This window comes from Enterobacter sp. UPMP2060 (assembly GCF_053709655.1).
This window is the reverse complement of the sequence record NZ_JBSKJQ010000015.1, coordinates 55,934-81,788: the sequence shown is the minus strand read 5'-3', so window position 1 is coordinate 81,788 and position 25,855 is coordinate 55,934. Positions and strand designations below refer to the sequence as shown.

Here is a 25,855-nt window from a genome sequence, read left to right as displayed (position 1 = left end):
AGTAGTAAGCCGGTGCATAAATCCGGTGGTTACAGCAGTCTTCGGTGGAGCGGTAGTTCAGTCGGTTAGAATACCTGCCTGTCACGCAGGGGGTCGCGGGTTCGAGTCCCGTCCGTTCCGCCACTTATTAAGACATTAAGCCTGCCTTGTTGGCAGGCTTAATGGCAAAAAACTTTAGGGGCGTAGCTCAGTTGGTAGAGCACCGGTCTCCAAAACCGGGTGTCGCGAGTTCGAGTCTCTCCGCCCCTGCCATATAGAATCCTTTGCTTCGGCAAAGGATTTTTTTTGCCTGAAACACGGCAGATAATTCTCTTCTTAATTTCAGCCAGCATCCCTGCTGGCTGATGCATCAATCCATTACATTGATTTTTAAAAGATCTTTTATCTGAGATTGCTTATCACTGTTTTGCAGCCAAATTGCATACAGCGGCCTGGTAAGCGTGGTGGAATCCAGCACGGTGTGCAGCCCTGCTTTAGCGTCTGCCCAGCGAGCAGGTAACCAGGTACAACCTTTCAGCAGAGGCAGCTGCTGACAGGCGATCTCTGCCGAGCTGGTCGTTAACTGCGGAACATCATCAGGTGCAATCAGTCCCGTCTCGTGCTGCTGAAAATCCGGTCCCCATTCCAGGCGTAAATAAGTCAGGTCTGCCTTCATCATCGAAGGTTCGGACGCATAAAGTGCCAGGCCAAACTGGCCCACAATCTGGCTGCTAAATTCGTCCATCTTGGGGGCTTCGGTTGTGATCAGAAGATCAAGCTGGCGCTCATGAAGTTGCTTAACCAGCGACTGCCGTTGCGCAATCCTGGCTTCAAATTGCAAGTGGCCATGTGAATGATACAGCCGGGTAAGCCACTGACTTAGCATGCATTCCCACAGAGAAGCGCTTGCCCCTATCGAGAACTCATTATGCCTCGAAGTATGTGCCACCTCTTTACGTGCCGCCTGCCAGGTATTCATGAGCGTTTCTGCGTACGGCAGCAGTTTCTCACCGGCAGGCGTTAAGCGAATATTGTTGCGATGGCGGGTAAAAAGATTCACACCCAGTTGATTTTCCAGCTGTCGAATACGAAAACTGACTGCTGACTGCGTCAGGTAAAGGGCTTCAGCTGCTCGCCCAAAGTGGCGTGTTCTGCTCACTTCAAGGAAAGTTTTAAGCAATTCCGTATCCACATCTTTCTCCGCAAAATTATTTGTCGTTATGATTTAAATGTTTTGTTTTACACTCTGTCAAGCGTAACTAATACTCCGCGCCATAAATAGCTCGGCCAAAGAATTAGGAGCGTGTAGGATGGCGGAAAGCTTTACGACGACTAATCGTTTTTTCGACAATAAACATTATCCGCGCGGGTTCTCTCGTCACGGCGATTTCACCATCAAAGAAGCTCAACTGCTTGAGCGCCATGGTTATGCCTTTAACGAGCTGGATCTGGGGAAGCGTGAACCTGCTACCGAAGACGAGAAACAGTTTGTTTCTGTTTGCCGTGGTGAGCGTGAGCCGGAGTCTGAAGCGGAACGCGTATGGATTAAGTACATGGCGCGCATTAAGCGTCCAAAGCGCTTCCATACGCTGTCTGGCGGCAAGCCGCAGATGGAAGGTGCAGAAGACTACACCGAGTCTGATGACTAAAATGAAGAGAAGGGGCTACGGCCCCTTTTTTTATGCCAGCAATTTCTGCAAATGCAGCAGCAAACGATCGATAGCGCGGTAGCTCAGCGCCTCCTGCAAATGTTTCCTCTCAATGTCATTGCACCCCTCTACGTCAGCAATAGTTCTGGCCACCTTCAGCAAACGCTGCCACGCACGTATGGACAGCCCGAACCGCGTTAACGTCTCCTCCAGCCATCCCGCATCCTCAACGTTAAGTGAACAAAACTGCCGGATCCCGGCATTATCCAGCCGCGCATTCAGCCTGTTCTGACGAGCGTACTGCCGCGTCTGAGCAGCAATCACCCGTTCGCGTACCTCCGCTGAGCTTTCACCCGTTATGCCCGTTTGCCTGAGCAGACCCGGCGGGGGAAGGGGAATTTCGAGGGATAAATCGAAACGGTCGAGGAACGGGCCGGATAACTTACCCAGATAGCGCAACGTTTGCTCTGGTGTACAGCGGTTATGGTTGCCCTGGTAGTGACCCGTCGGGCTGGGATTCATCGCCGCGACCAGCTGAAACTGTGCGGGATAGCTTATTTTGGCTCTCGTGCGTGAGATATGTATCTCACCGGATTCAATGGGCTCCCTCAGTGCATCCAGCACACGGCGCTCAAATTCAGGCAGTTCATCAAGAAACAGAATGCCATTGTGTGCCAGCGAGATCTCTCCCGGCCCCGGAATCGCCCCGCCGCCGACCATTGCCGTCAGTGAAGCGCTATGATGCGGGGAACGAAAAGGACGACGGCGCCACTGTTTTTGCAACGACGTCGAACTGATAAGGCTATATATGGCGGCACTTTCCAGCGCTTCATGATTATTGAGCGGTGGAAGTAACCCACTCAACCTGCTTGCCAGCATGGTTTTACCCGTACCTGGCGGCCCAATTAACAGAAGATTGTGTCCACCTGCAGCCGTAATCTCCAGCGCCCGTTTCCCTTGCTCCTGTCCCATAATCTCGCTGAGATCCTCTGGAGCATCCGCTATAACATCATCACACTCCTCCGGCTCGGACAGTTCATGTCGTCCTTCCAGCCAGGCACAAACTTCCTGTAAATGCCCCGCGACGAGACACCCCTTCTCGGCGATAAGACTCACTTCTGATGCGTTTTCATTGGCGACAATGATTTGCCGACCTGCTCGTATGGCTTCCAGCGCTCCCGATATCGCACCGGGAACGCCTCTTAACGCGCCTGTGAGCGCGAGTTCGCCAACAAACTCATACGAGCCTAGCCGTGTCGTATTAAGCTGCTCAGAAGCCGCGAGAAGGGCAATTGCGATAGGTAAATCGTATCGTCCCCCCTCTTTAGGCAGATCGGCGGGGGCAAGGTTGATAGTGATCTTCTTCGCGGGGAAGGTATAACCGCTATTTATTATTGCGCTGCGAACGCGATCCCTGGACTCTTTAACCGTCGTTTCAGGTAACCCGACAAGCGTGAGTCCGGGTAGCCCATTGCTCAAATGAACCTCGACGGAAATAAGCGGTGCCTTTACCCCGAGAGCCGCACGCGTATAAACAACTGACAGTGACATTTGCACTACCTCCTGGTGTGACTATGCCAGCGCCTGTTTTGTCTGTTTAGCGTCATTTTGCGAATTTACGCCGCCTGTTCAGAGATTTTAAACACACAATGAAACCCTTGCATAACCGTGGAAGCATTCTCGTAGAATGTAAAAAGCCCCGTTTTGACGCTAAGACCGACAGTAAAAAAATGAAAAATATTCATTTTCTAATTTCCGTATATAAAACAACGGTTTTAAGAAATATGATTCGCGGCCTAATCAAATTCGTCATAAATAAATCTTGTGTTTGATTTAAAAACTGTGATAACTCTTTAGGTATTCCTTCGAACAAGATGCAAAAAGAACTGAAAATGACAGCCCTTCTACGAGTGATTAGCCTGGTCGTGATTAGCGTGGTGGTGATTATTATCCCACCGTGCGGGGCTGCACTTGGACGAGGAAAGGCTTAGAAATCAAGCCTTAACGAACTAAGACCCCCGCACCGAAAGGTCCGGGGGTTTTTTTATGACTAAAAAACGTAAATGAGGAGCAGAGAATGACGACTAGCACAAAATTCTGTTTCTCCCGATTTATGACGGGGAACTAACTATGAATGGGGCACAGTGGGTAGTACATGCGTTGCGCGCGCAGGGAGTCGAAACCGTATTCGGTTATCCGGGTGGCGCAATTATGCCGATTTACGATGCACTGTATGACGGCGGCGTGGAACATCTCTTGTGCCGACACGAGCAGGGCGCAGCGATGGCAGCCATCGGTTATGCCCGCGCGACCGGTAAAACCGGCGTGTGTATGGCGACTTCAGGCCCGGGCGCAACGAACCTGATCACCGGCCTGGCTGACGCGCTGCTGGATTCCGTTCCCGTTGTCGCCATCACCGGGCAGGTGGCGTCTCCGTTCATCGGTACCGATGCTTTCCAGGAAGTTGACGTCCTCGGTTTATCGCTGGCCTGCACCAAACACAGTTTCCTCGTCCAGTCTCTGGAAGAGCTGCCGCGCGTAATGGCAGAAGCGTTCGATGTGGCAAACTCCGGTCGTCCCGGTCCGGTTCTGGTTGATATCCCGAAAGATATCCAGGTGGCACTCGGCGATCTGGAACCGCACTTCTCTACCGTTGAAAGCGACGATGCCTTTCCGGAAGCGGAAGTTGAAGAGGCCCGTCAGATGCTGGCCCAGGCGAAACAGCCGATGCTGTACGTCGGCGGTGGCGTAGGCATGGCGCAGGCCGTTCCTGCCCTGCGCGAATTTATCGCAACAACGCAGATGCCAGCGACCTGCACGCTGAAAGGTCTCGGTGCAGTCGACGCGGATTACCCCTACTATCTGGGCATGCTGGGGATGCACGGCACCAAAGCGGCAAACCTGGCGGTGCAGGAGTGCGATCTGCTCATCGCCGTAGGTGCCCGTTTTGACGACCGCGTCACCGGCAAGCTGAATACCTTTGCGCCGAACGCCAAAGTCATCCATATGGATATCGACCCGGCGGAGATGAACAAGCTGCGTCAGGCGCATGTCGCCTTGCAGGGCGATCTCAACGCGCTGTTACCGGCATTGCAGCAGCCGCTGGATATCAACGCATGGCGTCAGCACACCGCAGATATGCGCGCCGAGCATGCCTGGCGTTACGACCACCCCGGCGAGGCCATCTACGCGCCGCTGCTCTTGAAGCAGTTGTCGGACCGTAAACCGGCTGACAGCGTCGTCACCACCGACGTAGGCCAGCACCAGATGTGGTCCGCGCAGCACATGACCTACACCCGCCCGGAAAACTTCATCACCTCCAGCGGGTTAGGAACGATGGGCTTCGGTCTGCCGGCCGCCGTTGGCGCGCAGGTTGCCCGCCCGAATGATACCGTTATCTGTATCTCCGGTGACGGCTCCTTCATGATGAACGTTCAGGAGCTCGGCACCGTTAAGCGCAAGCAATTACCGCTGAAGATCGTGTTGCTCGACAACCAGCGTTTAGGAATGGTTCGCCAGTGGCAACAGCTGTTCTTCCAGGAGCGCTACAGCGAAACGACTCTCACCGATAACCCCGATTTCCTCACCCTGGCCAGCGCCTTCGGCATCCCTGGTCAGCACATCACCCGTAAAGATCAGGTTGAAGCGGCGCTCGACACCATGCTGAACAGCGATGGGCCTTACCTGCTTCATGTCTCAATCGACGAACTCGAGAACGTCTGGCCGTTGGTACCGCCTGGTGCCAGTAACTCACAAATGATGGAGAAATTATCATGATGCAGCATCAGGTCGCCGTACAGGCTCGCTTCAACCCGGAAACCTTAGAACGCGTTTTGCGTGTGGTGCGTCATCGTGGTTTTCAGATTTGCTCTATGAATATGGAGACGGCCACTGACGCCCGGAATATCAGTATCGAATTAACCGTTGCCAGCCCGCGGTCGGTCGACTTACTGTTTAGTCAGTTATCAAAGCTGGTAGACGTTGCCCATGTTGCCATCTGCCAGAGCACAACCACATCACAACAAATCCGCGCTTAAGCGTGACAGGACGAAAAAATGACGACAAAAAAAGCTGATTACATTTGGTTCAACGGTGAGATGGTTCGCTGGGAGGACGCGAAGGTCCACGTGATGTCCCACGCGCTGCACTACGGTACCTCCGTATTTGAAGGCATCCGCTGCTACGATTCTCACAAAGGGCCAGTGGTGTTCCGCCATCGCGAACACATGCAGCGTCTGCATGACTCAGCCAAAATTTATCGTTTCCCGGTTTCCCAGAGCGTCGATGAGCTGATGGAAGCCTGCCGCGACGTGATTCGCAAGAACAACCTGACCAGCGCCTATATTCGTCCGCTGGTGTTCGTGGGCGACGTCGGTATGGGCGTGAACCCGCCAGCCGGCTATACCACAGATGTGATCATTGCCGCGTTCCCGTGGGGTGCTTACCTGGGTGCAGAAGCCCTGGAGCAGGGGATCGACGCAATGGTCTCTTCCTGGAACCGCGTGGCGCCAAACACCATCCCGACCGCCGCGAAAGCAGGCGGTAACTATCTCTCCTCATTGCTGGTCGGTAGCGAAGCGCGCCGCCACGGCTATCAGGAAGGTATCGCCCTCGACGTAAATGGCTACATCTCAGAAGGTGCGGGTGAAAACCTGTTTGAAGTGAAAGACGGCATTCTGTTCACGCCGCCATTCACCTCGTCCGCGCTGCCGGGCATCACCCGTGACGCCATCATCAAGCTGGCGAAAGATCTGGGTATCGAAGTGCGCGAGCAGGTACTGTCCCGCGAATCCCTGTATCTGGCGGATGAAGTGTTCATGTCCGGTACCGCGGCTGAAATCACGCCGGTACGCAGCGTGGACGGTATCCAGGTGGGCGAAGGCCGCTGTGGCCCGGTCACCAAACGTATTCAGCAAGCGTTCTTCGGCCTCTTCACCGGCGAGACAGAAGATAAATACGGCTGGTTGGATCAGGTTAATCACTAAGCATAAATTTGGGACGGCACGCACCGTCCCATTAAATAGTCAGACGGGAGTCAATAAAGCATGCCTAAGTATCGTTCAGCCACCACCACCCACGGCCGTAATATGGCGGGAGCCCGCGCGCTGTGGCGCGCCACCGGAATGACCGACGCCGATTTCGGCAAGCCGATTATCGCCGTGGTGAACTCCTTCACCCAGTTTGTACCGGGCCACGTGCACCTGCGCGATCTCGGTAAGCTGGTTGCCGAGCAAATCGAAGCCTCCGGCGGCGTGGCAAAAGAGTTCAACACCATTGCGGTGGATGACGGTATCGCGATGGGGCACGGGGGCATGCTCTATTCACTGCCGTCGCGCGAGCTGATCGCCGACTCCGTAGAGTATATGGTGAACGCCCACTGCGCCGATGCGATGGTCTGCATCTCCAACTGCGACAAAATCACCCCGGGGATGCTGATGGCCTCCCTGCGCCTGAACATTCCGGTGATCTTCGTCTCCGGCGGCCCAATGGAAGCGGGGAAAACCAAGCTCTCCGACAAAATCATCAAGCTCGACCTGGTCGATGCGATGATCCAGGGCGCGGACCCGAAAGTCTCTGACGAGCAGAGCGATCAGGTGGAACGCTCCGCGTGTCCGACCTGCGGCTCCTGTTCCGGTATGTTCACCGCCAACTCTATGAACTGCCTGACCGAAGCGCTGGGCCTGTCTCAGCCGGGCAACGGTTCGCTGCTGGCGACCCACGCCGACCGTAAGCAGCTGTTCCTCAACGCCGGTAAGCGCATCGTTGAGCTGACCAAACGCTACTACGAGCAGGACGACGCCAGCGCGCTGCCGCGCAACATCGCCAGCAAAGCCGCGTTCGAAAACGCGATGACGCTGGATATCGCCATGGGCGGCTCCACCAACACCGTTCTGCACCTGCTGGCCGCCGCGCAGGAAGCCGAAATCGACTTCACCATGAGCGACATCGATAAGCTCTCCCGCAAAGTCCCGCAGTTGTGTAAAGTCGCGCCGAGTACCCAGAAGTACCATATGGAAGACGTACACCGCGCGGGCGGCGTGCTGGGCATTTTGGGCGAGCTGGATCGCGCCGGGCTGCTGAACCGTGACGTGAAAAACGTGCTTGGCCTGACGCTGCCTGAGTCGCTGGACCAGTACGACGTCATGCTGACCAAAGACGACGCGGTAAAAAAGATGTTCCGCGCCGGCCCTGCCGGGATTCGCACCACCCAGGCGTTCTCGCAGGATTGCCGCTGGGACACTCTGGACGATGACCGCGCCGAAGGCTGCATCCGCTCGCTGGAACATGCCTATAGCAAAGACGGCGGTCTGGCCGTGCTGTACGGTAACTTCGCGGAAAACGGCTGCATCGTGAAAACCGCAGGCGTGGACGACAGCATCCTGAAATTCACCGGTCCGGCGAAGGTATACGAAAGCCAGGATGAAGCGGTAGACGCCATCCTCGGCGGCAAAGTGGTGGAAGGCGACGTGGTTGTCATTCGCTACGAAGGGCCGAAAGGCGGTCCCGGCATGCAGGAGATGCTCTACCCAACCACCTTCCTGAAATCTATGGGACTCGGTAAAGCGTGTGCGCTGATCACCGACGGGCGTTTCTCCGGCGGCACCTCCGGCCTCTCTATCGGCCACGTTTCGCCGGAAGCGGCAAGCGGCGGCAACATCGCCATCATCGAAGACGGCGACCTGATCGAAATCGACATTCCGAATCGCGGCATTCAGCTGAAGCTGAGCGACCAGGAAATTGCGGCCCGTCGTGAAGCGCAGGAAGCCCGCGGCGACAAAGCCTGGACGCCGAAAGACCGCCAGCGTGAAGTCTCCTTCGCCCTGCGCGCCTACGCGAGCCTTGCCACCAGTGCAGATAAAGGCGCGGTGCGCGATAAATCTAAACTTGGGGGCTAATGATGGCCGAGTCACAACCCTTATCCGCCGCCCCTGAGGGGGCGGAATACCTGAGAGCGGTGCTACGCGCGCCGGTCTATGAAGCCGTGCAGGTCACGCCCCTGCAGAAAATGGAAAAACTCTCTTCGCGCCTCGACAACGTCATTCTGGTGAAGCGCGAAGATCGTCAGCCGGTGCACAGCTTTAAGCTGCGCGGCGCCTACGCGATGATGGCCGGGCTGACCGACGAGCAGAAAGCGCGCGGCGTGATTACCGCGTCTGCGGGCAACCACGCCCAGGGCGTGGCGTTCTCGTCTGCCCGTCTGGGGCTGAAAGCGCTGATCGTGATGCCGGTCGCTACCGCAGATATCAAAGTCGACGCGGTGCGCGGTTTCGGCGGCGAAGTGCTGCTCCACGGCGCCAACTTTGACGAAGCCAAAGCCAAAGCGATTGAACTGGCGCAGCAGCAGGGCTTTACCTGGGTGCCGCCGTTCGACCACCCGATGGTGATTGCCGGGCAGGGCACGCTGGCGCTGGAACTGCTGCAGCAGGATGCCCATCTCGACCGCGTCTTCGTCCCGGTAGGCGGCGGTGGCCTGGCCGCAGGCGTGGCGGTGCTGATCAAACAGCTGATGCCGCAGATCAAAGTCATTGCCGTTGAAGCGGAAGACTCTGCCTGCCTGAAAGCGGCGCTGGATGCCGGGCATCCTGTGGACCTGCCGCGCGTCGGGCTGTTTGCCGAGGGCGTGGCGGTGAAGCGCATTGGGGACGAAACCTTCCGCCTGTGCCAGGAGTATCTCGACGATATCGTCACGGTTGATAGCGATGCTATCTGCGCGGCGATGAAAGATCTGTTCGAGGATGTGCGCGCGGTGGCGGAACCGTCAGGCGCGCTGGCGCTGGCGGGGATGAAAAAATACATCGCGCAGCACAACATTCGCGGCGAGAGGCTGGCGCACGTGCTGTCTGGAGCGAACGTGAACTTCCACGGTCTGCGCTACGTTTCCGAGCGCTGCGAGCTGGGGGAACAGCGGGAAGCGCTGCTGGCGGTGACGATTCCTGAAGAGAAGGGCAGCTTCCTGAAGTTCTGCCAGCTGCTGGGCGGCCGTTCGGTGACGGAATTTAACTACCGTTTTGCCGATGCCAAAGACGCCTGCATTTTTGTCGGCGTGCGTCTGAGCCGCGGCGTGGAGGAGCGCAAAGAGATCCTCAACCTGCTGCATGAGGGCGGCTACAGCGTGGTCGATCTTTCTGACGATGAGATGGCGAAGCTGCACGTGCGCTACATGGTCGGCGGGCGTCCATCGAAGCCGCTCATGGAACGTCTGTTTAGCTTCGAGTTCCCGGAATCACCGGGCGCGCTGCTCAAGTTCCTGCACACGCTGGGCACGCACTGGAACATTTCCCTGTTCCACTACCGCAGCCACGGCACCGACTATGGCCGCGTGCTGGCGGCGTTCGAACTGGGCGAGCACGAGCCGGATTTCGAAACGCGGCTGAACGAGCTGGGCTATGAGTGCCACGACGAAACCCATAACCCGGCCTTCCGCTTCTTCCTGGCAGGCTAGTGGTTCGGCAATATCGTCCAGAACGCATCAATAAGCGGCTCATGCAGCCGCTTTTTTTGTGCGCACACGCCAAGCTCAAACGGCGTCTTCTCGTCGCTGCGCTCCAGAATCATCACGCGATTGCGCACCGGTTCGGGGCTATTTTCCAGCACCACTTCCGGCAGCAGCGCCACGCCGCAGCCCAGCGCCACCATCGACACCATCGCCTCGTGGCCACTGACCGTGGCGTAAATCGACGGATTGCTGATTTTCTGACGGCGGAACCACAGCTCTATGCGGCGGCGCACCGGCCCCTGATCGGCCATGATAAACGGCACCGTCGACCAGTCCGGTTTTTCCACCGACACCTGGTTACGCACCGGGCAGGGCAGCGCCGGGGCAATCAGTACCACCGCCAGATTCTCCAGCATTGAGAATGCCACCGCGCCCGGCAGGGTTTCGGGTTTCCCTGCTATGGCGAGATCCGCTTCGCCCGTCACCACTTTTTCCATTGCGTCGGAGGCGTCGCCGGTGGTGAGCTTAATTTCAACCGACGGATGCGCCGCGCGGAAGCGGTCAAGGATGGGCGGCAGATGGCTATAGGCGGCGGTCACGGAGCAGAAAATATGCAGCTCGCCGGAAAGCGACGGCCCCTGCTGGTCAATTGAGTGTCGCAGCTGCTGGTACTGTAGCAGCGTCTGCTGGGCAAAAATGCGCAGTTCTTCACCCGCTTCCGTGAGGGTGACGGTGCGGTTATCGCGCACGAACAGCGGCTGGCCGAGGTCCTCCTCAAGGCGCTGGATCTGGCGTGAAAGCGTGGAGGGGCTAACGTGCATCGCCCGGGCGCTGCGGCCAAAATGGCGGCTTTCCGCCAGGTGCAGGAACATTTTCAGATCGCGTAAATCCACCGATTCCACTCCCTCTTTTTACATTGCAAAAATTGCAATATGACGTTGTGAATATATCAATTTCCGCAATAAATTTCCTGTTGTAATGTGGGTACATTCTCGCTGAAACGCGAACCGAACAATAAGACACACAACATCACGAGGTATCACCCATGGCTAACTACTTTAATACACTGAACTTGCGCCAGCAGCTGGCGCAGCTGGGCAAATGCCGCTTCATGGCGCGCGACGAATTTGCCGATGGCGCGAGCTACCTTCAGGGTAAAAAAGTGGTCATCGTCGGCTGTGGCGCACAGGGTCTGAACCAGGGCCTGAACATGCGTGACTCCGGTCTGGATATCTCCTATGCCCTGCGTAAAGAAGCGATTGCCGAGAAGCGTGCTTCCTGGCGTAAAGCGACCGAAAACGGCTTCAAAGTGGGCACCTACGAAGAGCTGATCCCGCAGGCGGATCTGGTGGTTAACCTGACCCCGGACAAACAGCACTCTGACGTAGTGCGTTCCGTACAGCCGCTGATGAAAGACGGCGCCGCGCTGGGTTACTCCCACGGCTTCAACATCGTTGAAGTGGGCGAGCAGATCCGCAAAGACATCACTGTGGTGATGGTGGCACCGAAATGTCCGGGTACGGAAGTACGCGAAGAGTACAAACGTGGCTTCGGCGTGCCGACGCTTATCGCAGTTCACCCGGAAAACGATCCGAAAGGCGAAGGCATGGCGATTGCCAAAGCGTGGGCAGCGGCGACCGGCGGCCACCGTGCGGGCGTTCTGGAATCGTCCTTCGTTGCCGAAGTGAAATCTGACCTGATGGGCGAGCAGACCATTCTGTGCGGCATGCTGCAGGCCGGTTCTCTGCTGTGCTTTGACAAGCTGGTGGAAGAAGGCACCGACCCGGCCTACGCGGAAAAACTGATCCAGTTCGGCTGGGAAACCATCACCGAAGCGCTGAAGCAGGGCGGTATTACGCTGATGATGGACCGTCTGTCCAACCCGGCAAAACTGCGTGCTTACGCGCTGTCTGAACAGCTGAAAACCATCATGGCACCGCTGTTCCAGAAACACATGGACGACATCATCTCCGGCGAATTCTCTTCCGGCATGATGGCGGACTGGGCAAACGACGATAAAAACCTGCTGACCTGGCGTGAAGAGACCGGTAAAACCGCGTTCGAAACCGCGCCACAGTATGAAGGTAAAATCGGCGAGCAGGAGTACTTCGATAAAGGCGTACTGATGATCGCCATGGTGAAAGCAGGCGTTGAGCTGGCGTTCGAAACCATGGTGGATTCCGGCATCATCGAAGAGTCCGCGTACTACGAATCTCTGCACGAGCTGCCGCTGATCGCGAATACCATCGCCCGTAAGCGTCTGTACGAAATGAACGTGGTTATTTCTGATACCGCAGAATACGGTAACTACCTGTTCTCTTACGCCTGCGTACCGCTGCTGAAAGAGTTTATGACCACTCTGCAGACGGGCGATCTGGGTAAAGCGATTGCGGAAGGTGCCGTGGATAACGCGCAGCTGCGTGATGTGAACGAAGCGATTCGCAGCCACCAGATCGAGAAAGTGGGTCACAAACTGCGTGGCTACATGACCGATATGAAGCGTATCGCGGTAGCGGGTTAACACCTGGTGCGGGCTGATGCCCTCACCCCGCCCCTCTCCCACTGGGAGAGGGTGCAAACATTCAAGGCCTTCTCTAAGAGAAGGCCTTGAATGTTTATTTCCGATACAGTACTTTAATAATGTGGTAGCCGAACTGCGTGTGCAGCGGGCCGGTTGGCTCCAGCACCGGGCAGGAGAACACCACTTTATCGAACGCCGGAACCATCTGGCCCTGGCGGAACTCACCCAGATCGCCGCCGCGTTTGCCTGACGGGCAGATGGAGTGCTTCTTCGCCAGCTTGCCGAAGTCGGCACCGTTTTTAATCTGCTCCAGAAGGTCTAAAGCCAGTTTCTCTTCTTTAACAAGGATGTGCACTGCTGCTGCTGTTTTTGCCATGATCGTGCCTTGAATAGGTTGAAATAAATCGGGGCGCAATATACCACGCGTCAGCGGCGATAAAGCACCTTAATGATATGGTAGCCAAATTTGGTTTTTACCGGGCCGTAGGGCTTCAGGAGAGGGCAGCTAAAGACCGCCCGATCGAACGGGCCGACCATCGCACCTTGTTGAAACTCGCCGAGATCCCCGCCATTGCGCCCGGACGGGCATTTAGAGTAGCGCTTTGCCAGATGATCAAAGCTGATGCCGCGCTCCAGCTTGGCCAGGATCTCCTGGGCCAGTTTCTCTTCTTTTACCAGAATATGCAGGGCTGCTGCGGTCTTTTTCATAGTTCTGCTCTACGAGTTAAACGCGATTTCTCCACTTTATCATTAGCCAGTAAATCTGCGCCCGGCTTTCTGCTACAATCCACACCCCGTTCGAAGATTGAGCAACACTCCCATGCGTTTAAACCCTGGACAACAACAAGCGGTCGAATTCGTTACTGGACCATGCCTGGTGCTGGCAGGGGCCGGTTCGGGTAAAACCCGCGTGATCACCAACAAAATCGCCCATTTGATCCACAATTGCGGATATCAGGCGCGACACATTGCGGCGGTCACCTTTACCAATAAAGCGGCGCGCGAGATGAAAGAGCGCGTCGGCCAGACGCTGGGCCGTAAAGAAGCGCGTGGCCTGATGATCTCCACCTTCCACACGCTGGGGCTGGATATCATCAAACGCGAGTATGCGGCGCTGGGAATGAAGTCCAACTTCTCGCTTTTTGACGATACCGATCAGGTGGCGCTGCTCAAAGAGCTCACCGAGGGGCTGATCGAAGATGACAAGGTGCTGTTGCAGCAGCTGATCTCGACGATCTCGAACTGGAAAAACGATCTGATGACGCCGGCCCAGGCCGCGGCGATCGCCAAAGGCGAACGGGATCGGATTTTCGCCCACTGCTACGGTCTGTACGATGCGCATATGAAAGCGTGCAACGTGCTGGACTTTGACGATCTGATCCTGCTGCCCACGCTGCTGCTGCAGCGCAATGAAGAGGTGCGCGAGCGCTGGCAGAATAAAATCCGCTACCTGCTGGTGGATGAATATCAGGACACCAACACCAGCCAGTACGAGCTGGTGAAGCTGCTGGTGGGGCAGCGCGCGCGTTTCACCGTGGTAGGCGATGACGACCAGTCAATTTACTCCTGGCGCGGTGCACGCCCACAAAACCTGGTGCTGCTGAGCAAAGATTTCCCCGCCCTGCAGGTGATTAAGCTGGAGCAGAACTACCGCTCCTCCGGGCGTATCCTGAAGGCGGCAAACATCCTGATTGCCAATAACCCGCACGTGTTTGAGAAGCGTCTCTTCTCCGAACTGGGCTACGGCACGGAGCTGAAAGTGCTCAGCGCCAACAATGAGGATCATGAAGCGGAGCGCGTGACGGGCGAACTCATCGCTCACCACTTCGTCAACAAAACCGAATATAAGGATTACGCGATCCTCTATCGCGGCAATCACCAGTCGCGCGTCTTTGAAAAGATGCTGATGCAGAACCGCATTCCGTACAAAATCTCGGGCGGCACGTCGTTCTTCTCGCGGCCAGAAATCAAACATCTGCTGGCCTATCTTCGCGTGCTCACAAACCCGGATGATGACAGCGCGTTTCTGCGCATCGTGAATACGCCTAAACGCGAGATTGGCCCGGCGACGCTGCAAAAGCTCGGCGAGTGGGCGATGACCCGCAACAAAAGTATGTTCACTGCCAGCTTCGACATGGGGCTGAGCCAGACGTTAACCGGACGCGGGTATGACTCGTTAACCCGCTTCACCCACTGGCTTGGCGAAGTGCAGCGTCTCGCGGAGCGCGAGCCGGTGGCGGCAGTGCGCGATCTCATTCACGGCATCGACTATGAGTCCTGGCTGTATGAAACCTCAGCCAGCCCGAAGGCGGCTGAGATGCGCATGAAAAACGTTAACCAGCTCTTCAGCTGGATGACCGAAATGCTGGAGGGCTCTGAAATCGACGAGCCGATGACCCTAACGCAGGTGGTCACCCGCTTTACCCTGCGCGACATGATGGAGCGCGGCGAGAGCGAAGAAGAGGCCGATCAGGTTCAGCTGATGACGCTGCATGCGTCAAAAGGGCTGGAGTTCCCGTATGTGTATCTGGTCGGCATGGAAGAGGGATTGTTGCCGCACCAGAGCAGCATTGATGAAGACAACGTCGACGAGGAGCGCCGTCTGGCCTACGTGGGGATCACCCGCGCGCAGAAAGAGCTGACGTTTACGCTGTGTAAAGAGCGCCGCCAGTACGGTGAACTGGTTCGCCCGGAGCCGAGTCGTTTCCTGCTGGAACTGCCGCAGGATGACCTGATCTGGGAACAGGAGCGCAAAGTGATTACCGCAGAAGAGCGGATGCACAAGGGACAGGCTAACGTGGCGAACATACGCGCTATGCTGGCAAAAGCCAAAGAAAAAGGATGAGTCCGGAGGGACCTGTTGGCCGGGTAAGGCGAAGCCGCCACCCGGCACTGTTCAGCGTATTACTTTACTTCCAGCACCCAGTGCACATAGCTCTGCCACTGGCACTCCTGCTCGATCATTTCAGCCCCTAATGGGTGACGATCAATCCAGTTCTCCGGCAGCGTCAGCGAAAGCTTCTCGTCATCGGCCACCAGATTAATGGCCGGCAGCAAATCATCGCGGCGGCGGCTGGCAAACAGGATCGCCAGACGCAGCAGGCGGCACAGATGCTCGGCCACGCGCGGCGGTACGGCGTTTTGCTGATGCAAAGAGGAGAGATCGACGGCGTTGGTCTGGTTCAGCAGCAGCGTGGCCAGCAATTTTTTCTGCGCAGGCGTATAGCCCGGTAAATCCAGGTTTCGCACCAGATACGCTGCATGAGCCGGTGCCTGCTTAAAATCAATGCTCAGCCCCACTTCATGTAGCGCACAGGCGCTCAGCAGTAAATCCCGGCTCAGATGGTCAAGATCCCAGACGTTAGCAACCTGATCGGCGAAGCGTGACGCCAGCTGCGATACGCGTCCTGCCTGATCGATATCAACCAGAAAACGACGCTGAACGTTGCGCAGGGTACGGCTGCGGATATCCTGATCGACCGACAGATGTAACATCCCGTAGACCAGACCTTCGCGCAGCGCGCCGCCGGCCAGGGTCATACACTGGATGTTCAGCTCGGTGAAAATGGCGATAAGAATAGCCAGTCCGCTCGGGAAGACCAGCGCGCGTTCCAGCGTCAGGCCTTCAATTTCCAGCTCTTCCAGGCGTCCGCACTGAATGGCGCGCTGTTTCAGCTGCTGAAGTTTGGCAAGCGTAATCCGCTCGTCCATTCCCTGCGCCATCATGATTTCCTGCAGAGCCTGCACGGTACCCGAGGCACCCACGCAGACTTTCCAGCCGTGATAGCGCAGCTCGTCCATCACCGGGCGTAATACCTCGCGCGCGGCGTTTTCTGCCTCGTCGAAGTTCTCTTTCGCCAGGTTCCGATCGGTAAAGTAGCGCTCAAGCCAGGTCACGCAGCCCATCGACAGGCTGAACAGCGACGTTGCCTGCGCGCCGGTGCCGGTCACAAGCTCGGTACTGGCACCGCCGATATCCACCACCAGACGGCGATCGTCACCTCCCGTGGTGTGCGCAACGCCCTGGTAAATCAGGCGAGCCTCTTCTTCACCGCTGATAACCTGTACCGGACAACCCAGAATTTCCTGCGCTCTGGCGATGAAATCCACGGCGTTGACCGCCAGGCGGAGTGTCGCAGTGGCGACCACGGTGATTTGGGCGTGCGGGATATCCTGCAGACGTTCGGCAAAGAGCCGCAGACACTGCCAGCCACGTTCCATGGCTTCAGGGGAGAGGTGATTATCGCTGCTCAGGCCCGCCGCGAGGCGGACCTTGCGCTTGATGCGCGTCAGCGTTTGTATGCTTCCCGCCACCTCGCGCACAACCAGCATATGAAAACTATTCGAACCGAGATCAATTGCCGCATAAAGCGAGGTGGAGCTGAGCATATTTTCTTAACCTGAACGACGACGATTACGCGGCGCGCCACCTGAACGACGCGGACCATTGCCGGAGCGTGGGCGGGTTAGACGCTTAGGCGGCGGCAGTTCGCTTAACAGCGCTTCCGGATTGTATTTGCTCTGCGGAATAGAGTGACCGATATACGTCTCAATGGCCGGGAGATTCAGCGCATACTCTTCACACGCCAGGCTAATCGAGTGACCGCTTGCGCCCGCACGACCGGTACGACCGATACGGTGTACGTAGTCTTCGCAGTCGTCTGGCAGATCGTAGTTAAAGACGTGCGTCACGGCCGGAATGTGCAGACCACGAGCAGCAACGTCGGTTGCGACCAGAATATCGAGATCGCCACGGGTAAACTCTTCAAGAATACGCAGGCGTTTTTTCTGCGCCACGTCGCCGGTCAGCAGACCAACACGGTGACCGTCTGCAGCCAGATGGCCCCAGATGTCTTCACAACGGTGTTTGGTGTTCGCGAAGATAATGGCGCGATCTGGCCACTCTTCTTCGATCAGCGTTTGCAGCAGACGCATTTTCTCTTCATTTGAAGGGTAGAAGAGCTCTTCTTTAATGCGGTGACCCGTTTTCTGCTCCGGTTCCACTTCGACATATTCGGCGTTGTTCATCTGTTCGAACGCCAGCTCGCGTACGCGATAAGAAAGGGTAGCGGAGAACAGCATGTTCAGACGCTGATTGGCCGGCGGCATGCGGCGGAACAGCCAGCGAATGTCTTTAATGAAGCCCAGATCGTACATGCGGTCAGCTTCATCGAGCACCACAACCTGGATTGCGCCGAGGTTAATGTGGTTCTGTTTGGCGTAATCGATAAGACGGCCGGTGGTACCGATCAGGATATCCACACCGCTTTCCAGCACTTTCAGCTGTTTATCGTAGCCGTCGCCGCCATAGGCCAGGCCAAGCTTCAGTCCGGTAGACTGCGCCAGGGGTTCAGCGTCTGCGTGGATCTGTACCGCCAGTTCTCGCGTCGGTGCCATAATTAGCGCGCGCGGCTGGTTAACTTTGCGGTCTGCAATCGCTGGGTGAGAAAGTAAATAATGAAACGTTGACGTTAAAAACGCCATCGTTTTGCCGGTACCGGTTTGCGCCTGCCCGGCAACATCGCGACCGGCCAGCGTCAGCGGCAGCGCGAGGGCCTGAATGGGCGTGCAGTTATGAAACCCTTTATTTTCAAGGGCTTCAATCACCTTCGGGTGCAGCGCGAAGTCGGAAAACTTCTGTTCTGTTAAATGTGTTTTGCTCATAGTGTGGTAGAATATCAGCTTACTATTGCTTTACGAAAGCGTATCCGGTGAAATAAAGTCAACCTTTAGTTGGTTAATGCGACATCAACACGTCGTTGGTGGAGACAAAACCAACGTACCAGGCTTATTCCTGTGGAGTTATATATGAGCGATAAAATTATTCACCTGACTGACGACAGTTTTGACACGGACGTACTTAAGGCTGACGGGCTGATCCTCGTCGATTTCTGGGCTGAATGGTGTGGTCCTTGCAAAATGATCGCCCCGATTCTGGATGAGATCGCTGACGAATATCAGGGCAAACTGACCGTTGCCAAGCTGAACATCGACCAGAACCCGGGCACCGCACCAAAATACGGTATCCGTGGCATCCCAACCCTTCTGCTGTTCAAAAACGGCGAAGTGGCAGCGACCAAAGTGGGCGCACTGTCCAAAGGTCAACTGAAAGAGTTCCTGGACGCTAACCTGGCGTAAGGTTTCTCCGCTGTGCGTTCAGGGCTCCCGGCTAAATGATGTGGAACTCTGGACGCCCGGCTGAAGTCGTGCTAAGTTAGCTATGACTTCGTTTTAAACATATCTTGTTGTTTGAATCTTGTTTTACCCGATACTTCCCGTTGTTAACATGAACAGTGCGTGAAGTGGCTAAATTCCGGGCTTGTCACTCAATCCGTCTTGTCGTTTCAGTTCTGCGTTCTTTCCCTGTGACCAGACAGCGAACAGACATGAGTTGATGGCCGCTAAACAGGCATGGATGACCCTGCCATACCATTCACAACATTAAGTTCGAGAATCACCCCGAGTTTAAGAACCCACACCATTATGAATCTTACCGAATTAAAGAATACGCCGGTTTCTGAGCTGATCACTCTCGGCGAAAATATGGGACTGGAAAACCAGGCCCGTATGCGCAAGCAGGACATCATTTTCGCCATCCTGAAGCAGCACGCTAAGAGTGGCGAAGATATCTTTGGCGACGGTGTGCTGGAGATATTGCAAGACGGATTTGGTTTCCTCCGCTCTGCAGACAGCTCCTACCTCGCCGGCCCTGACGACATCTACGTATCCCCCAGCCAAATCCGCCGTTTCAACCTCCGCACTGGTGACACCATTTCAGGTAAGATTCGTCCTCCTAAAGAGGGTGAACGCTACTTTGCGCTGTTGAAAGTCAATGAAGTTAACTTCGACAAACCGGAAAACTCGCGTAATAAGATCCTCTTTGAGAACTTAACGCCGCTGCACGCGAACTCTCGCCTGCGCATGGAGCGTGGTAACGGTTCAACTGAAGACTTAACCGCGCGTGTTCTGGATCTGGCATCACCAATTGGTCGCGGCCAGCGTGGTCTGATTGTGGCACCGCCGAAGGCGGGTAAAACCATGCTGCTGCAGAACATCGCGCAGAGCATCGCTTATAACCACCCAGACTGCGTGCTGATGGTGCTGCTGATCGACGAACGTCCGGAAGAAGTGACCGAGATGCAGCGTCTGGTTAAAGGTGAAGTGGTTGCTTCTACCTTCGACGAACCGGCATCTCGCCACGTTCAGGTTGCGGAAATGGTTATCGAGAAGGCGAAACGCCTGGTTGAGCACAAGAAAGACGTGATCATCCTGCTTGACTCCATCACCCGTCTGGCGCGTGCCTACAACACCGTCGTTCCTGCGTCAGGTAAAGTGCTGACCGGTGGTGTGGATGCTAACGCCCTGCATCGCCCGAAACGCTTCTTCGGTGCCGCACGTAACGTGGAAGAGGGCGGCAGCCTGACCATCATCGCGACGGCGCTGATCGATACCGGTTCTAAAATGGACGAAGTAATTTACGAAGAATTTAAAGGTACAGGTAACATGGAACTGCACCTTTCTCGTAAAATCGCTGAGAAACGCGTCTTCCCGGCTATCGACTACAACCGTTCCGGTACCCGTAAAGAAGAGCTGCTCACCACGCAGGAAGAGCTGCAGAAAATGTGGATCCTGCGCAAAATCATCCATCCAATGGGTGAAATTGACGCGATGGAGTTCCTCATTAACAAACTGGCGATGACCAAAACCAACGACGATTTCTTCGACATGATGAAACGCTCGTAACGCAAATAAAGCCAGCGAACGCCACGTTTTTACGTGGCGTTTTCCTTTTATGGACTATACGCTAGTACCATCTACTCCCAATTTTGACCGGTCGGTGCGACAATAGGGTCGTTTGTGCAGCTAAAGAAATAATTGATTGAAAAATATACAAAGGGAGTAGTCAGAAGCCATCTTTATTACTTCTGAGGCTGTGGCTTCATGGTTATACTTCCGGGACTAACATTTGTTGAGAGCAATCCATTGTGAATCTATTCACCGCCGTTACTGAACTGATCAGTATTTTTTTATTCACAACCTGTTTTTTGTTCATTGCGCGCAAGGTGGCAAAACGAATAGGGTTGGTGGATAAGCCTAATTTTCGTAAACGCCATCAGGGACTTATTCCTTTAGTCGGCGGGATTTCTGTTTACGCAGGGATTTGCTTCACGTTTGGTATTGCCGATTATTATATCCCGCATGCTGCCCTCTACATTGCCTGCGCCGGTGTTCTGGTGTTAGTCGGGGCCCTTGATGACCGGTTCGATATTGCGGTGAAAATACGCGCCACCGTTCAGGCGGCCATTGGCGTGGTGATGATGGTAGTGGGCGGACTGTATCTGCGAAGCCTTGGCTATGTATTTGGCCCCTGGGAGTTAGTCCTGGGTCCATTTGGCTTCTTCCTGACACTCTTTGCCGTCTGGGCGGCAATCAATGCTTTCAACATGGTGGATGGCATTGACGGCCTGCTCGGTGGGTTGTCATCCGTCTCGTTCGCCGCTATCGGCATTATTTTATGGTTTGATGGTCAGTACAGCCTGGCAATGTGGTGTTTTGCCATGATTGCCGCCATTCTGCCTTATATTCTCTTAAATCTCGGTGTGCTGGGCCGTCGCTATAAAGTCTTTATGGGTGACGCGGGCAGTACGCTGATTGGTTTTACGGTTATCTGGATCCTGCTTGAAACCACACAGGGTCAAACCCATCCGATAAGCCCCGTAACCGCGCTGTGGATTATTGCCATTCCATTAATGGATATGGTGGCGATTATGTATCGCCGCCTGCGCAAGGGGATGAGTCCTTTCTCTCCTGACCGCCAACATATTCATCATCTCATCATGCGTGCGGGTTTTACTTCTCGTCAGGCGTTTGTGCTGATTACTCTGGCCGCCGCTATTTTGGCCGCGATTGGTGTAGCTGCAGAATATTCTCATATTATTCCTGAGTGGGTTATGTTGGCATTATTCTTGCTGGCATTTTTCCTGTACGGCTACTGCATTAAACGCGCATGGAAAGTGGCGCGATTTATTAAACGTCTTAAACGCAGGATGCGTCGTAACAGTGGCAAAAATACAACATTAACTAAGTAAAACCGGGACTATGATGACTCAACCGTTGGCGGGAGCGAAATCAGTGGTAACTGAGAATGAACTGGATATTCGGGGTTTGTTTCGCGTGTTATGGGCAGGCAAACTTTGGATTGCGGGGATCGCGCTGGGTTTTGCACTGTTAGCGCTGGCCTATACGTTCTTTGCAAAACAAGAGTGGAGCGCCACGGCAATTACAGACAAGCCAACGGTTAACATGCTCGGGGGATACTATTCCCAGCAGCAATTCCTGCGTAACCTGGACATCAAAGCCAGTCTTGCTACGCCAGACCAGGCTTCCGTTATGGATGAAGCCTATAAAGAGTTTGTGATGCAGCTGGCTTCGTGGGATACCCGACGCGATTTCTGGTCCCAGACGGATTACTACAAGCAGCGTCGGGTTGATAATACAAAAGCCGACGCCGCCCTGCTGGACGATCTGATTAACAATATTCAGTTTATGCCGGGCGACGCGCTGCGTAACGTGAATGACAGCGTCAAGCTGATTGCAGAAACCGCGCCGGATGCCAACAACCTGTTGCGTCAGTACGTCGCGTTTGCCAGCCAGCGTGCCGCAAGCCATCTTAACGAAGAGCTTAAAGGTGCCTGGGCGGCTCGTACCATCCAGATGAAAGCCCAGGTGAAACGTCAGGAAGAGGTGGCGAATACCATTTTCGGTCGCCGCGTGCATAACATTGAGCAGGCGCTGAAAATTGCGGAACAGCGCAATATTTCCCGTACTGAGACTGACGTGCCTGCCGATGAGCTGCCTGATTCAGAGATGTTCCTCCTTGGTCGCCCTATGTTGCAGGCGCGTCTGGAAAACCTCCAGGCCGTCGGTCCTGATTTTGACCTCGATTACGATCAAAATCGCGCGATGCTCAATACGCTTAATGTAGGTCCATCTCTGGACCCGCGTTTTCAGACCTATCGTTATTTGCGAACGCCTGAAGAACCTGTAAAACGCGATAGTCCGCGTCGTGCATTCCTGATGATTATGTGGGGGATTGTAGGCGCACTGACGGGCGCTGGCGTGGCGTTAACGCGTCGTCGCAAAAACTAAGAACGCCGTCTACGATGAAGGCTGCGGCCTTCATCGCCTAATCGAAGAGAATCGATGTGAAAGTACTAACCGTATTTGGCACCAGGCCGGAGGCCATTAAGATGGCACCTCTGGTTCATGCGCTGGCCTGCGATCCTGATATTGAAGCGAAAGTGTGCGTCACTGCCCAACACCGTGAGATGCTCGATCAGGTTTTAACGCTCTTCTCCATCGTCCCGGATTACGACCTTAATATTATGAAACCGGGGCAAGGATTAACGGAAATAACCTGTCGCATTCTGCAAGAGCTAAAGCCGATCCTGGAGTCATTCAAGCCTGACGTGGTGCTGGTTCACGGTGACACCACCACAACCGTGGCGACAAGCCTGGCCGCGTTTTACCAGCGAATTCCCGTGGGGCATGTTGAGGCGGGTCTGCGTACCGGCAATCTTTATTCGCCGTGGCCGGAGGAGGCCAACCGCACGTTAACGGGTCATCTGGCGATGTACCACTTTGCGCCAACGGAAAACTCCCGTCAGAACCTGCTGCGTGAAAATATCGCCGATAACAAAATCTTTGTGACCGGCAATACGGTCATTGACGCGTTAATTTGGGTACGTGACCGCGTCCTGGCAAATAGCGAGCTTCAGAAAGAGCTCGCTGCCCGCTATCCGTTCCTTCACAACGGTAAAAAAACCATTCTGGTTACTGGCCACCGTCGCGAAAGCTTTGGCCGGGGTTTCGAGCAAATCTGTCACGCGCTGGCTGAAATCGCCGCGCAGAACGATGATGTGCAAATTGTCTATCCAGTACACCTTAACCCTAACGTCAGCGAGCCGGTTAACCGGATCCTGGGCCATGTCGAAAATGTCCTTCTGATTGAACCTCAGGACTACATGCCGTTTGTCTGGCTGATGAACCACGCCTGGCTGATCCTCACCGATTCCGGCGGAATTCAGGAAGAAGCGCCATCCCTCGGCAAACCGGTGCTGGTGATGCGTGAAACGACCGAACGTCCGGAAGCCGTCAAAGCCGGTACGGTGAGGCTGGTCGGCACCAACGCGCAGCTCATCGTCGAAGAGGTCACGCGCCTGCTGCATGACGATGAAGCGTATCAGGCGATGAGCCGGGCCCATAATCCGTACGGAGACGGGCAGGCTTGTGGCCGTATTTTGCAAGCACTTAAACACAATCGGGTATCGCTATGAGTTTTACTACCATCTCTGTCATCGGTCTTGGCTACATTGGCTTGCCTACTGCGGCCGCGTTCGCCTCTCGTCAGAAACAGGTTGTCGGTGTGGATATCAACGCACGGGCGGTAGAAACCATTAACCGTGGCGAGATTCATATTGTGGAGCCCGATCTTGACCGCGTGGTGAAAGAGGCGGTGGAGGGGGGCTTCCTGCGTGCCAGCACGACGCCAGTTGAAGCGGATGCCTACCTGATTGCCGTCCCCACTCCATTTAAAGGCGACCACGAGCCCGACATGGCGTTCGTCGAGGCGGCGGCAAAATCCATCGCGCCTGTGCTGAAGAAAGGGGCGCTGGTGATCCTGGAATCAACATCTCCGGTCGGCGCTACCGAGCAGATGGCACAGTGGCTGGCCGACGCGCGCCCTGATTTAAGCTTCCCGCAGCAGGCGGGTGAACAGGCGGATATCAACATCGCTTACTGTCCGGAGCGCGTGTTACCGGGTCAGGTGATGGTCGAACTGATTAAAAACGACCGCGTCATTGGCGGTATGACGCCCGTCTGTTCCGAACGTGCCAGCGCGCTGTACAAGATTTTCCTGGAAGGTGAGTGCGTGGTGACCAACTCCCGCACCGCCGAGATGTGCAAGCTGACGGAAAACAGCTTCCGCGACGTCAATATCGCCTTTGCGAACGAACTGTCCCTGATCTGCGCCGATCAGGGGATTAACGTCTGGGAGCTGATTAGTCTGGCGAATCGCCATCCGCGCGTGAACATTCTCCAGCCAGGTCCGGGCGTGGGCGGACACTGTATCGCCGTCGACCCGTGGTTTATCGTGGCGCAAAATCCGGCGCAGGCGCGTCTGATTCGCACCGCGCGTGAAGTGAACGACAGCAAGCCTCACTGGGTGCTCAATCAGGTTAAAGCGACGGTAGCGGATTGTCTGGCAGAGAGCGGCAAGCGCGCCAGCGAGCTGAAAATTGCCTGCTTTGGTCTGGCATTCAAACCCAATATTGACGATCTGCGTGAAAGCCCGGCGATGGAAATTGCCGAGATGATTGCCGAATGGCACAAGGGTGAAACGCTGGTGGTTGAGCCGAATATCCATCAATTACCGGCAAAACTGGCGGGGCACTGCACGCTGACGGCGCTGGACGACGCGCTGGCGACGGCGGACGTGCTGGTGCTGCTGGTGGATCATAAAGAGTTTAAAGCAACGTCCGGCGATGCTGTTCGTCAGCAGTATATTGTGGATACCAAAGGTGTCTGGCGTTGAACAGCCTGAATGGGGTGCTCGAGTCCCTGCAGTGGGAGAGTGCCTTTTTCGGCCTGCCGTCGGCCATCGTGCGTCTGCGCGATGACGCGCCGATGCTGGCTGAACCGGATTTTATCGCCTGGCAACGGGTGCAGGCTAAGATCCCGACGGAGCGTGCCGATCTGCTTGATGCGCTGCAGCAACACGGCTTTCAGCTGGTTGAAGGTGAGGTAGACCTTTCCATTACCCTTACCCGGCACGATGCGTCCGGCGCGGAAATTGCAACAGAGCAGGACATCCCCGCGCTGCGTCAGATGGCGGCCCAGGCATTTGCTCAGAGCCGCTTTCGTGCGCCCTGGTATGCACCTGACGATAGCGGACGTTTCTATGCCCAGTGGATAGAAAATGCGGTCAAAGGCACCTTTGACCATGTCTGCCTGGTTTTTCGTGCAGGGGACGGTCAAATCCAGGGGTTCGTCTCGCTGCGTAAGCTCAACGAGCGCGAGGCGCGTATCGGCTTATTAGCCGGGCGCGGCATGGGTGAGAAACTCATGCAGGCGGCGCTGCACTGGGCGCAGCAGCAACAGCTTGTGACGCTGCGGGTCGCGACCCAACTGGGCAACACCGCCGCGCTTAAACGTTATATTGCGAGTGGTGCCAACATCGACGCCACCGCCTACTGGTTATACAGGTGA

The 25,855-nt window shown here is 55.7% G+C and carries 24 protein-coding genes and 2 tRNA genes; 19 read left to right on the top strand and 7 right to left on the bottom strand.

The window, feature by feature from the left end:
• Positions 1-46: 46 nt before the first annotated feature.
• Both ACWKXN_RS20880 and ACWKXN_RS20875 read left to right on the top strand, forming a co-directional pair.
• Positions 47-123: transfer RNA gene (locus tag ACWKXN_RS20880), tRNA-Asp, on the top strand.
• 53 nt (positions 124-176) lie between these two features.
• Positions 177-252 (top strand) — tRNA-Trp (locus tag ACWKXN_RS20875).
• A 97-nt stretch (positions 253-349) separates the two neighbouring features.
• Here the strand turns inward: ACWKXN_RS20875 and hdfR are convergent.
• Positions 350-1,171 carry an HTH-type transcriptional regulator HdfR gene (gene hdfR / locus ACWKXN_RS20870; RefSeq protein ID WP_096150351.1) on the bottom strand — a complete coding sequence of 274 codons (822 nt, stop codon included), beginning with the start codon at positions 1,169-1,171 and terminating at the stop codon, positions 350-352.
• Between the two features lie 118 nt (positions 1,172-1,289).
• On the opposite strand from hdfR, the gene ACWKXN_RS20865 reads away from it, so the two are divergent.
• Positions 1,290-1,628: a DUF413 domain-containing protein gene (locus ACWKXN_RS20865; RefSeq protein ID WP_023309658.1), complete on the top strand. Its 339-nt coding sequence runs from the start codon at positions 1,290-1,292 to the stop codon at positions 1,626-1,628.
• Between the two features lie 30 nt (positions 1,629-1,658).
• Here the strand turns inward: ACWKXN_RS20865 and ACWKXN_RS20860 are convergent, their stop codons facing one another.
• Positions 1,659-3,179 (bottom strand): YifB family Mg chelatase-like AAA ATPase, encoded by a 1,521-nt coding sequence (locus ACWKXN_RS20860; protein WP_454544281.1) that lies wholly within the window; start codon positions 3,177-3,179, stop codon positions 1,659-1,661.
• Positions 3,180-3,520: 341 nt separating this feature from the next.
• On the opposite strand from ACWKXN_RS20860, the gene ilvL reads away from it, so the two are divergent.
• The 7 genes from ilvL (at position 3,521) to ilvA (ending at position 10,071) form a co-directional block, all read left to right on the top strand.
• Positions 3,521-3,619 (top strand): ilv operon leader peptide, encoded by a 99-nt coding sequence (ilvL, locus tag ACWKXN_RS20855; RefSeq protein WP_001311244.1) that lies wholly within the window; start codon positions 3,521-3,523, stop codon positions 3,617-3,619.
• A gap of 86 nt (positions 3,620-3,705) precedes the next feature.
• The gene (gene ilvX, locus ACWKXN_RS20850) at positions 3,706-3,756 is read left to right on the top strand and encodes a peptide IlvX (RefSeq protein WP_166792073.1); all 51 of its coding nucleotides are present in this window, start codon (positions 3,706-3,708) and stop codon (positions 3,754-3,756) included.
• Between the two features lie 2 nt (positions 3,757-3,758).
• Entirely contained in the window at positions 3,759-5,405 is a 1,647-nt protein-coding gene (gene ilvG / locus ACWKXN_RS20845; protein WP_045889364.1) for an acetolactate synthase 2 catalytic subunit, read from the top strand.
• A complete protein-coding gene (gene ilvM, locus ACWKXN_RS20840) occupies positions 5,402-5,665 on the top strand; it encodes an acetolactate synthase 2 small subunit (protein WP_024907956.1) in 264 nt (87 codons plus the stop codon). The genes ilvG and ilvM overlap by 4 nt, the downstream gene beginning before the upstream one ends.
• Before the next feature lie 18 nt (positions 5,666-5,683).
• The gene (gene ilvE, locus ACWKXN_RS20835) at positions 5,684-6,613 is read left to right on the top strand and encodes a branched-chain-amino-acid transaminase (RefSeq protein ID WP_023309654.1); all 930 of its coding nucleotides are present in this window, start codon (positions 5,684-5,686) and stop codon (positions 6,611-6,613) included.
• A 60-nt stretch (positions 6,614-6,673) separates the two neighbouring features.
• A complete protein-coding gene (ilvD, locus tag ACWKXN_RS20830) occupies positions 6,674-8,524 on the top strand; it encodes a dihydroxy-acid dehydratase (RefSeq protein WP_033146918.1) in 1,851 nt (616 codons plus the stop codon).
• 2 nt (positions 8,525-8,526) lie between these two features.
• A complete protein-coding gene (ilvA, locus tag ACWKXN_RS20825; RefSeq protein ID WP_155739947.1) occupies positions 8,527-10,071 on the top strand; it encodes a threonine ammonia-lyase, biosynthetic in 1,545 nt (514 codons plus the stop codon).
• On the opposite strand, the gene ilvY is transcribed toward ilvA, so the two are convergent.
• Positions 10,068-10,958 (bottom strand): HTH-type transcriptional activator IlvY, encoded by an 891-nt coding sequence (gene ilvY / locus ACWKXN_RS20820; protein ID WP_023333829.1) that lies wholly within the window; start codon positions 10,956-10,958, stop codon positions 10,068-10,070. The two genes, ilvA and ilvY, sit on opposite strands and share 4 nt — an antisense overlap.
• A 152-nt stretch (positions 10,959-11,110) precedes the next feature.
• On the opposite strand from ilvY, the gene ilvC reads away from it, so the two are divergent.
• Positions 11,111-12,586: a ketol-acid reductoisomerase gene (ilvC, locus tag ACWKXN_RS20815; protein ID WP_023333828.1), complete on the top strand. Its 1,476-nt coding sequence runs from the start codon at positions 11,111-11,113 to the stop codon at positions 12,584-12,586.
• Between the two features lie 94 nt (positions 12,587-12,680).
• Here the strand turns inward: ilvC and ppiC (ACWKXN_RS20810) are convergent, their stop codons facing one another.
• Together ppiC (ACWKXN_RS20810) and ppiC (ACWKXN_RS20805) are read right to left on the bottom strand one after the other, a co-directional pair.
• Complete coding sequence (ppiC, locus tag ACWKXN_RS20810) at positions 12,681-12,962, bottom strand: peptidylprolyl isomerase PpiC (protein WP_023309650.1); 282 nt, start codon at positions 12,960-12,962, stop codon at positions 12,681-12,683.
• A gap of 50 nt (positions 12,963-13,012) precedes the next feature.
• Positions 13,013-13,294, bottom strand: a complete 282-nt coding sequence (gene ppiC, locus ACWKXN_RS20805; protein WP_023309649.1) for a peptidylprolyl isomerase PpiC — start codon at positions 13,292-13,294, stop codon at positions 13,013-13,015.
• Between the two features lie 112 nt (positions 13,295-13,406).
• Between ppiC (ACWKXN_RS20805) and rep the strand changes: the two genes are divergently transcribed.
• Positions 13,407-15,431 carry a DNA helicase Rep gene (gene rep / locus ACWKXN_RS20800; protein WP_454544280.1) on the top strand — a complete coding sequence of 675 codons (2,025 nt, stop codon included), beginning with the start codon at positions 13,407-13,409 and terminating at the stop codon, positions 15,429-15,431.
• A 59-nt stretch (positions 15,432-15,490) separates the two neighbouring features.
• Here rep and gppA read toward each other — a convergent pair whose 3' ends face one another.
• Positions 15,491-16,975 (bottom strand): guanosine-5'-triphosphate,3'-diphosphate diphosphatase, encoded by a 1,485-nt coding sequence (gene gppA, locus ACWKXN_RS20795; RefSeq protein ID WP_048975637.1) that lies wholly within the window; start codon positions 16,973-16,975, stop codon positions 15,491-15,493.
• Positions 16,976-16,981: 6 nt separating this feature from the next.
• Positions 16,982-18,250: an ATP-dependent RNA helicase RhlB gene (rhlB, locus tag ACWKXN_RS20790; RefSeq protein WP_023309646.1), complete on the bottom strand. Its 1,269-nt coding sequence runs from the start codon at positions 18,248-18,250 to the stop codon at positions 16,982-16,984.
• Between the two features lie 144 nt (positions 18,251-18,394).
• Here rhlB and trxA point away from each other — a divergent pair, with 144 nt between their 5' ends.
• The 7 genes from trxA (at position 18,395) to rffC (ending at position 25,855) form a co-directional block, all read left to right on the top strand.
• Positions 18,395-18,724 (top strand): thioredoxin TrxA, encoded by a 330-nt coding sequence (gene trxA, locus ACWKXN_RS20785; RefSeq protein ID WP_006179218.1) that lies wholly within the window; start codon positions 18,395-18,397, stop codon positions 18,722-18,724.
• A 345-nt stretch (positions 18,725-19,069) separates the two neighbouring features.
• A complete protein-coding gene (gene rho / locus ACWKXN_RS20780) occupies positions 19,070-20,329 on the top strand; it encodes a transcription termination factor Rho (protein WP_008501566.1) in 1,260 nt (419 codons plus the stop codon).
• Positions 20,330-20,571: 242 nt separating this feature from the next.
• Complete coding sequence (gene wecA / locus ACWKXN_RS20775; protein WP_023309645.1) at positions 20,572-21,675, top strand: UDP-N-acetylglucosamine--undecaprenyl-phosphate N-acetylglucosaminephosphotransferase; 1,104 nt, start codon at positions 20,572-20,574, stop codon at positions 21,673-21,675.
• 13 nt (positions 21,676-21,688) lie between these two features.
• Positions 21,689-22,735 carry an ECA polysaccharide chain length modulation protein gene (gene wzzE, locus ACWKXN_RS20770; RefSeq protein ID WP_033146914.1) on the top strand — a complete coding sequence of 349 codons (1,047 nt, stop codon included), beginning with the start codon at positions 21,689-21,691 and terminating at the stop codon, positions 22,733-22,735.
• Between the two features lie 56 nt (positions 22,736-22,791).
• A complete protein-coding gene (gene wecB / locus ACWKXN_RS20765) occupies positions 22,792-23,922 on the top strand; it encodes a non-hydrolyzing UDP-N-acetylglucosamine 2-epimerase (RefSeq protein ID WP_033146913.1) in 1,131 nt (376 codons plus the stop codon).
• A complete protein-coding gene (gene wecC, locus ACWKXN_RS20760) occupies positions 23,919-25,181 on the top strand; it encodes a UDP-N-acetyl-D-mannosamine dehydrogenase (protein ID WP_318592678.1) in 1,263 nt (420 codons plus the stop codon). The genes wecB and wecC overlap by 4 nt, the downstream gene beginning before the upstream one ends.
• Positions 25,178-25,855 (top strand): dTDP-4-amino-4,6-dideoxy-D-galactose acyltransferase, encoded by a 678-nt coding sequence (rffC, locus tag ACWKXN_RS20755; protein WP_207167886.1) that lies wholly within the window; start codon positions 25,178-25,180, stop codon positions 25,853-25,855. The genes wecC and rffC overlap by 4 nt, the downstream gene beginning before the upstream one ends.

Bases quoted from the DNA above. Each gene is read 5' to 3' on its own strand.
- ACWKXN_RS20865 (WP_023309658.1), top strand. From the start codon at position 1,290: ATGGCGGAAAGCTTTACGACGACTAATCGTTTTTTCGACAATAAACAT.
- ACWKXN_RS20860 (WP_454544281.1), bottom strand. From the start codon at position 3,179: ATGTCACTGTCAGTTGTTTATACGCGTGCGGCTCTCGGGGTAAAGGCA.
- ilvL (WP_001311244.1), top strand. From the start codon at position 3,521: ATGACAGCCCTTCTACGAGTGATTAGCCTGGTCGTGATTAGCGTGGTG.
- ilvG (WP_045889364.1), top strand. From the start codon at position 3,759: ATGAATGGGGCACAGTGGGTAGTACATGCGTTGCGCGCGCAGGGAGTC.
- ilvM (WP_024907956.1), top strand. From the start codon at position 5,402: ATGATGCAGCATCAGGTCGCCGTACAGGCTCGCTTCAACCCGGAAACC.
- ilvE (WP_023309654.1), top strand. From the start codon at position 5,684: ATGACGACAAAAAAAGCTGATTACATTTGGTTCAACGGTGAGATGGTT.
- ilvD (WP_033146918.1), top strand. From the start codon at position 6,674: ATGCCTAAGTATCGTTCAGCCACCACCACCCACGGCCGTAATATGGCG.
- ilvA (WP_155739947.1), top strand. From the start codon at position 8,527: ATGGCCGAGTCACAACCCTTATCCGCCGCCCCTGAGGGGGCGGAATAC.
- ilvC (WP_023333828.1), top strand. From the start codon at position 11,111: ATGGCTAACTACTTTAATACACTGAACTTGCGCCAGCAGCTGGCGCAG.
- ppiC (WP_023309650.1), bottom strand. From the start codon at position 12,962: ATGGCAAAAACAGCAGCAGCAGTGCACATCCTTGTTAAAGAAGAGAAA.
- ppiC (WP_023309649.1), bottom strand. From the start codon at position 13,294: ATGAAAAAGACCGCAGCAGCCCTGCATATTCTGGTAAAAGAAGAGAAA.
- rep (WP_454544280.1), top strand. From the start codon at position 13,407: ATGCGTTTAAACCCTGGACAACAACAAGCGGTCGAATTCGTTACTGGA.
- gppA (WP_048975637.1), bottom strand. From the start codon at position 16,975: ATGCTCAGCTCCACCTCGCTTTATGCGGCAATTGATCTCGGTTCGAAT.
- rhlB (WP_023309646.1), bottom strand. From the start codon at position 18,250: ATGAGCAAAACACATTTAACAGAACAGAAGTTTTCCGACTTCGCGCTG.
- trxA (WP_006179218.1), top strand. From the start codon at position 18,395: ATGAGCGATAAAATTATTCACCTGACTGACGACAGTTTTGACACGGAC.
- rho (WP_008501566.1), top strand. From the start codon at position 19,070: ATGAATCTTACCGAATTAAAGAATACGCCGGTTTCTGAGCTGATCACT.
- wzzE (WP_033146914.1), top strand. From the start codon at position 21,689: ATGACTCAACCGTTGGCGGGAGCGAAATCAGTGGTAACTGAGAATGAA.
- wecC (WP_318592678.1), top strand. From the start codon at position 23,919: ATGAGTTTTACTACCATCTCTGTCATCGGTCTTGGCTACATTGGCTTG.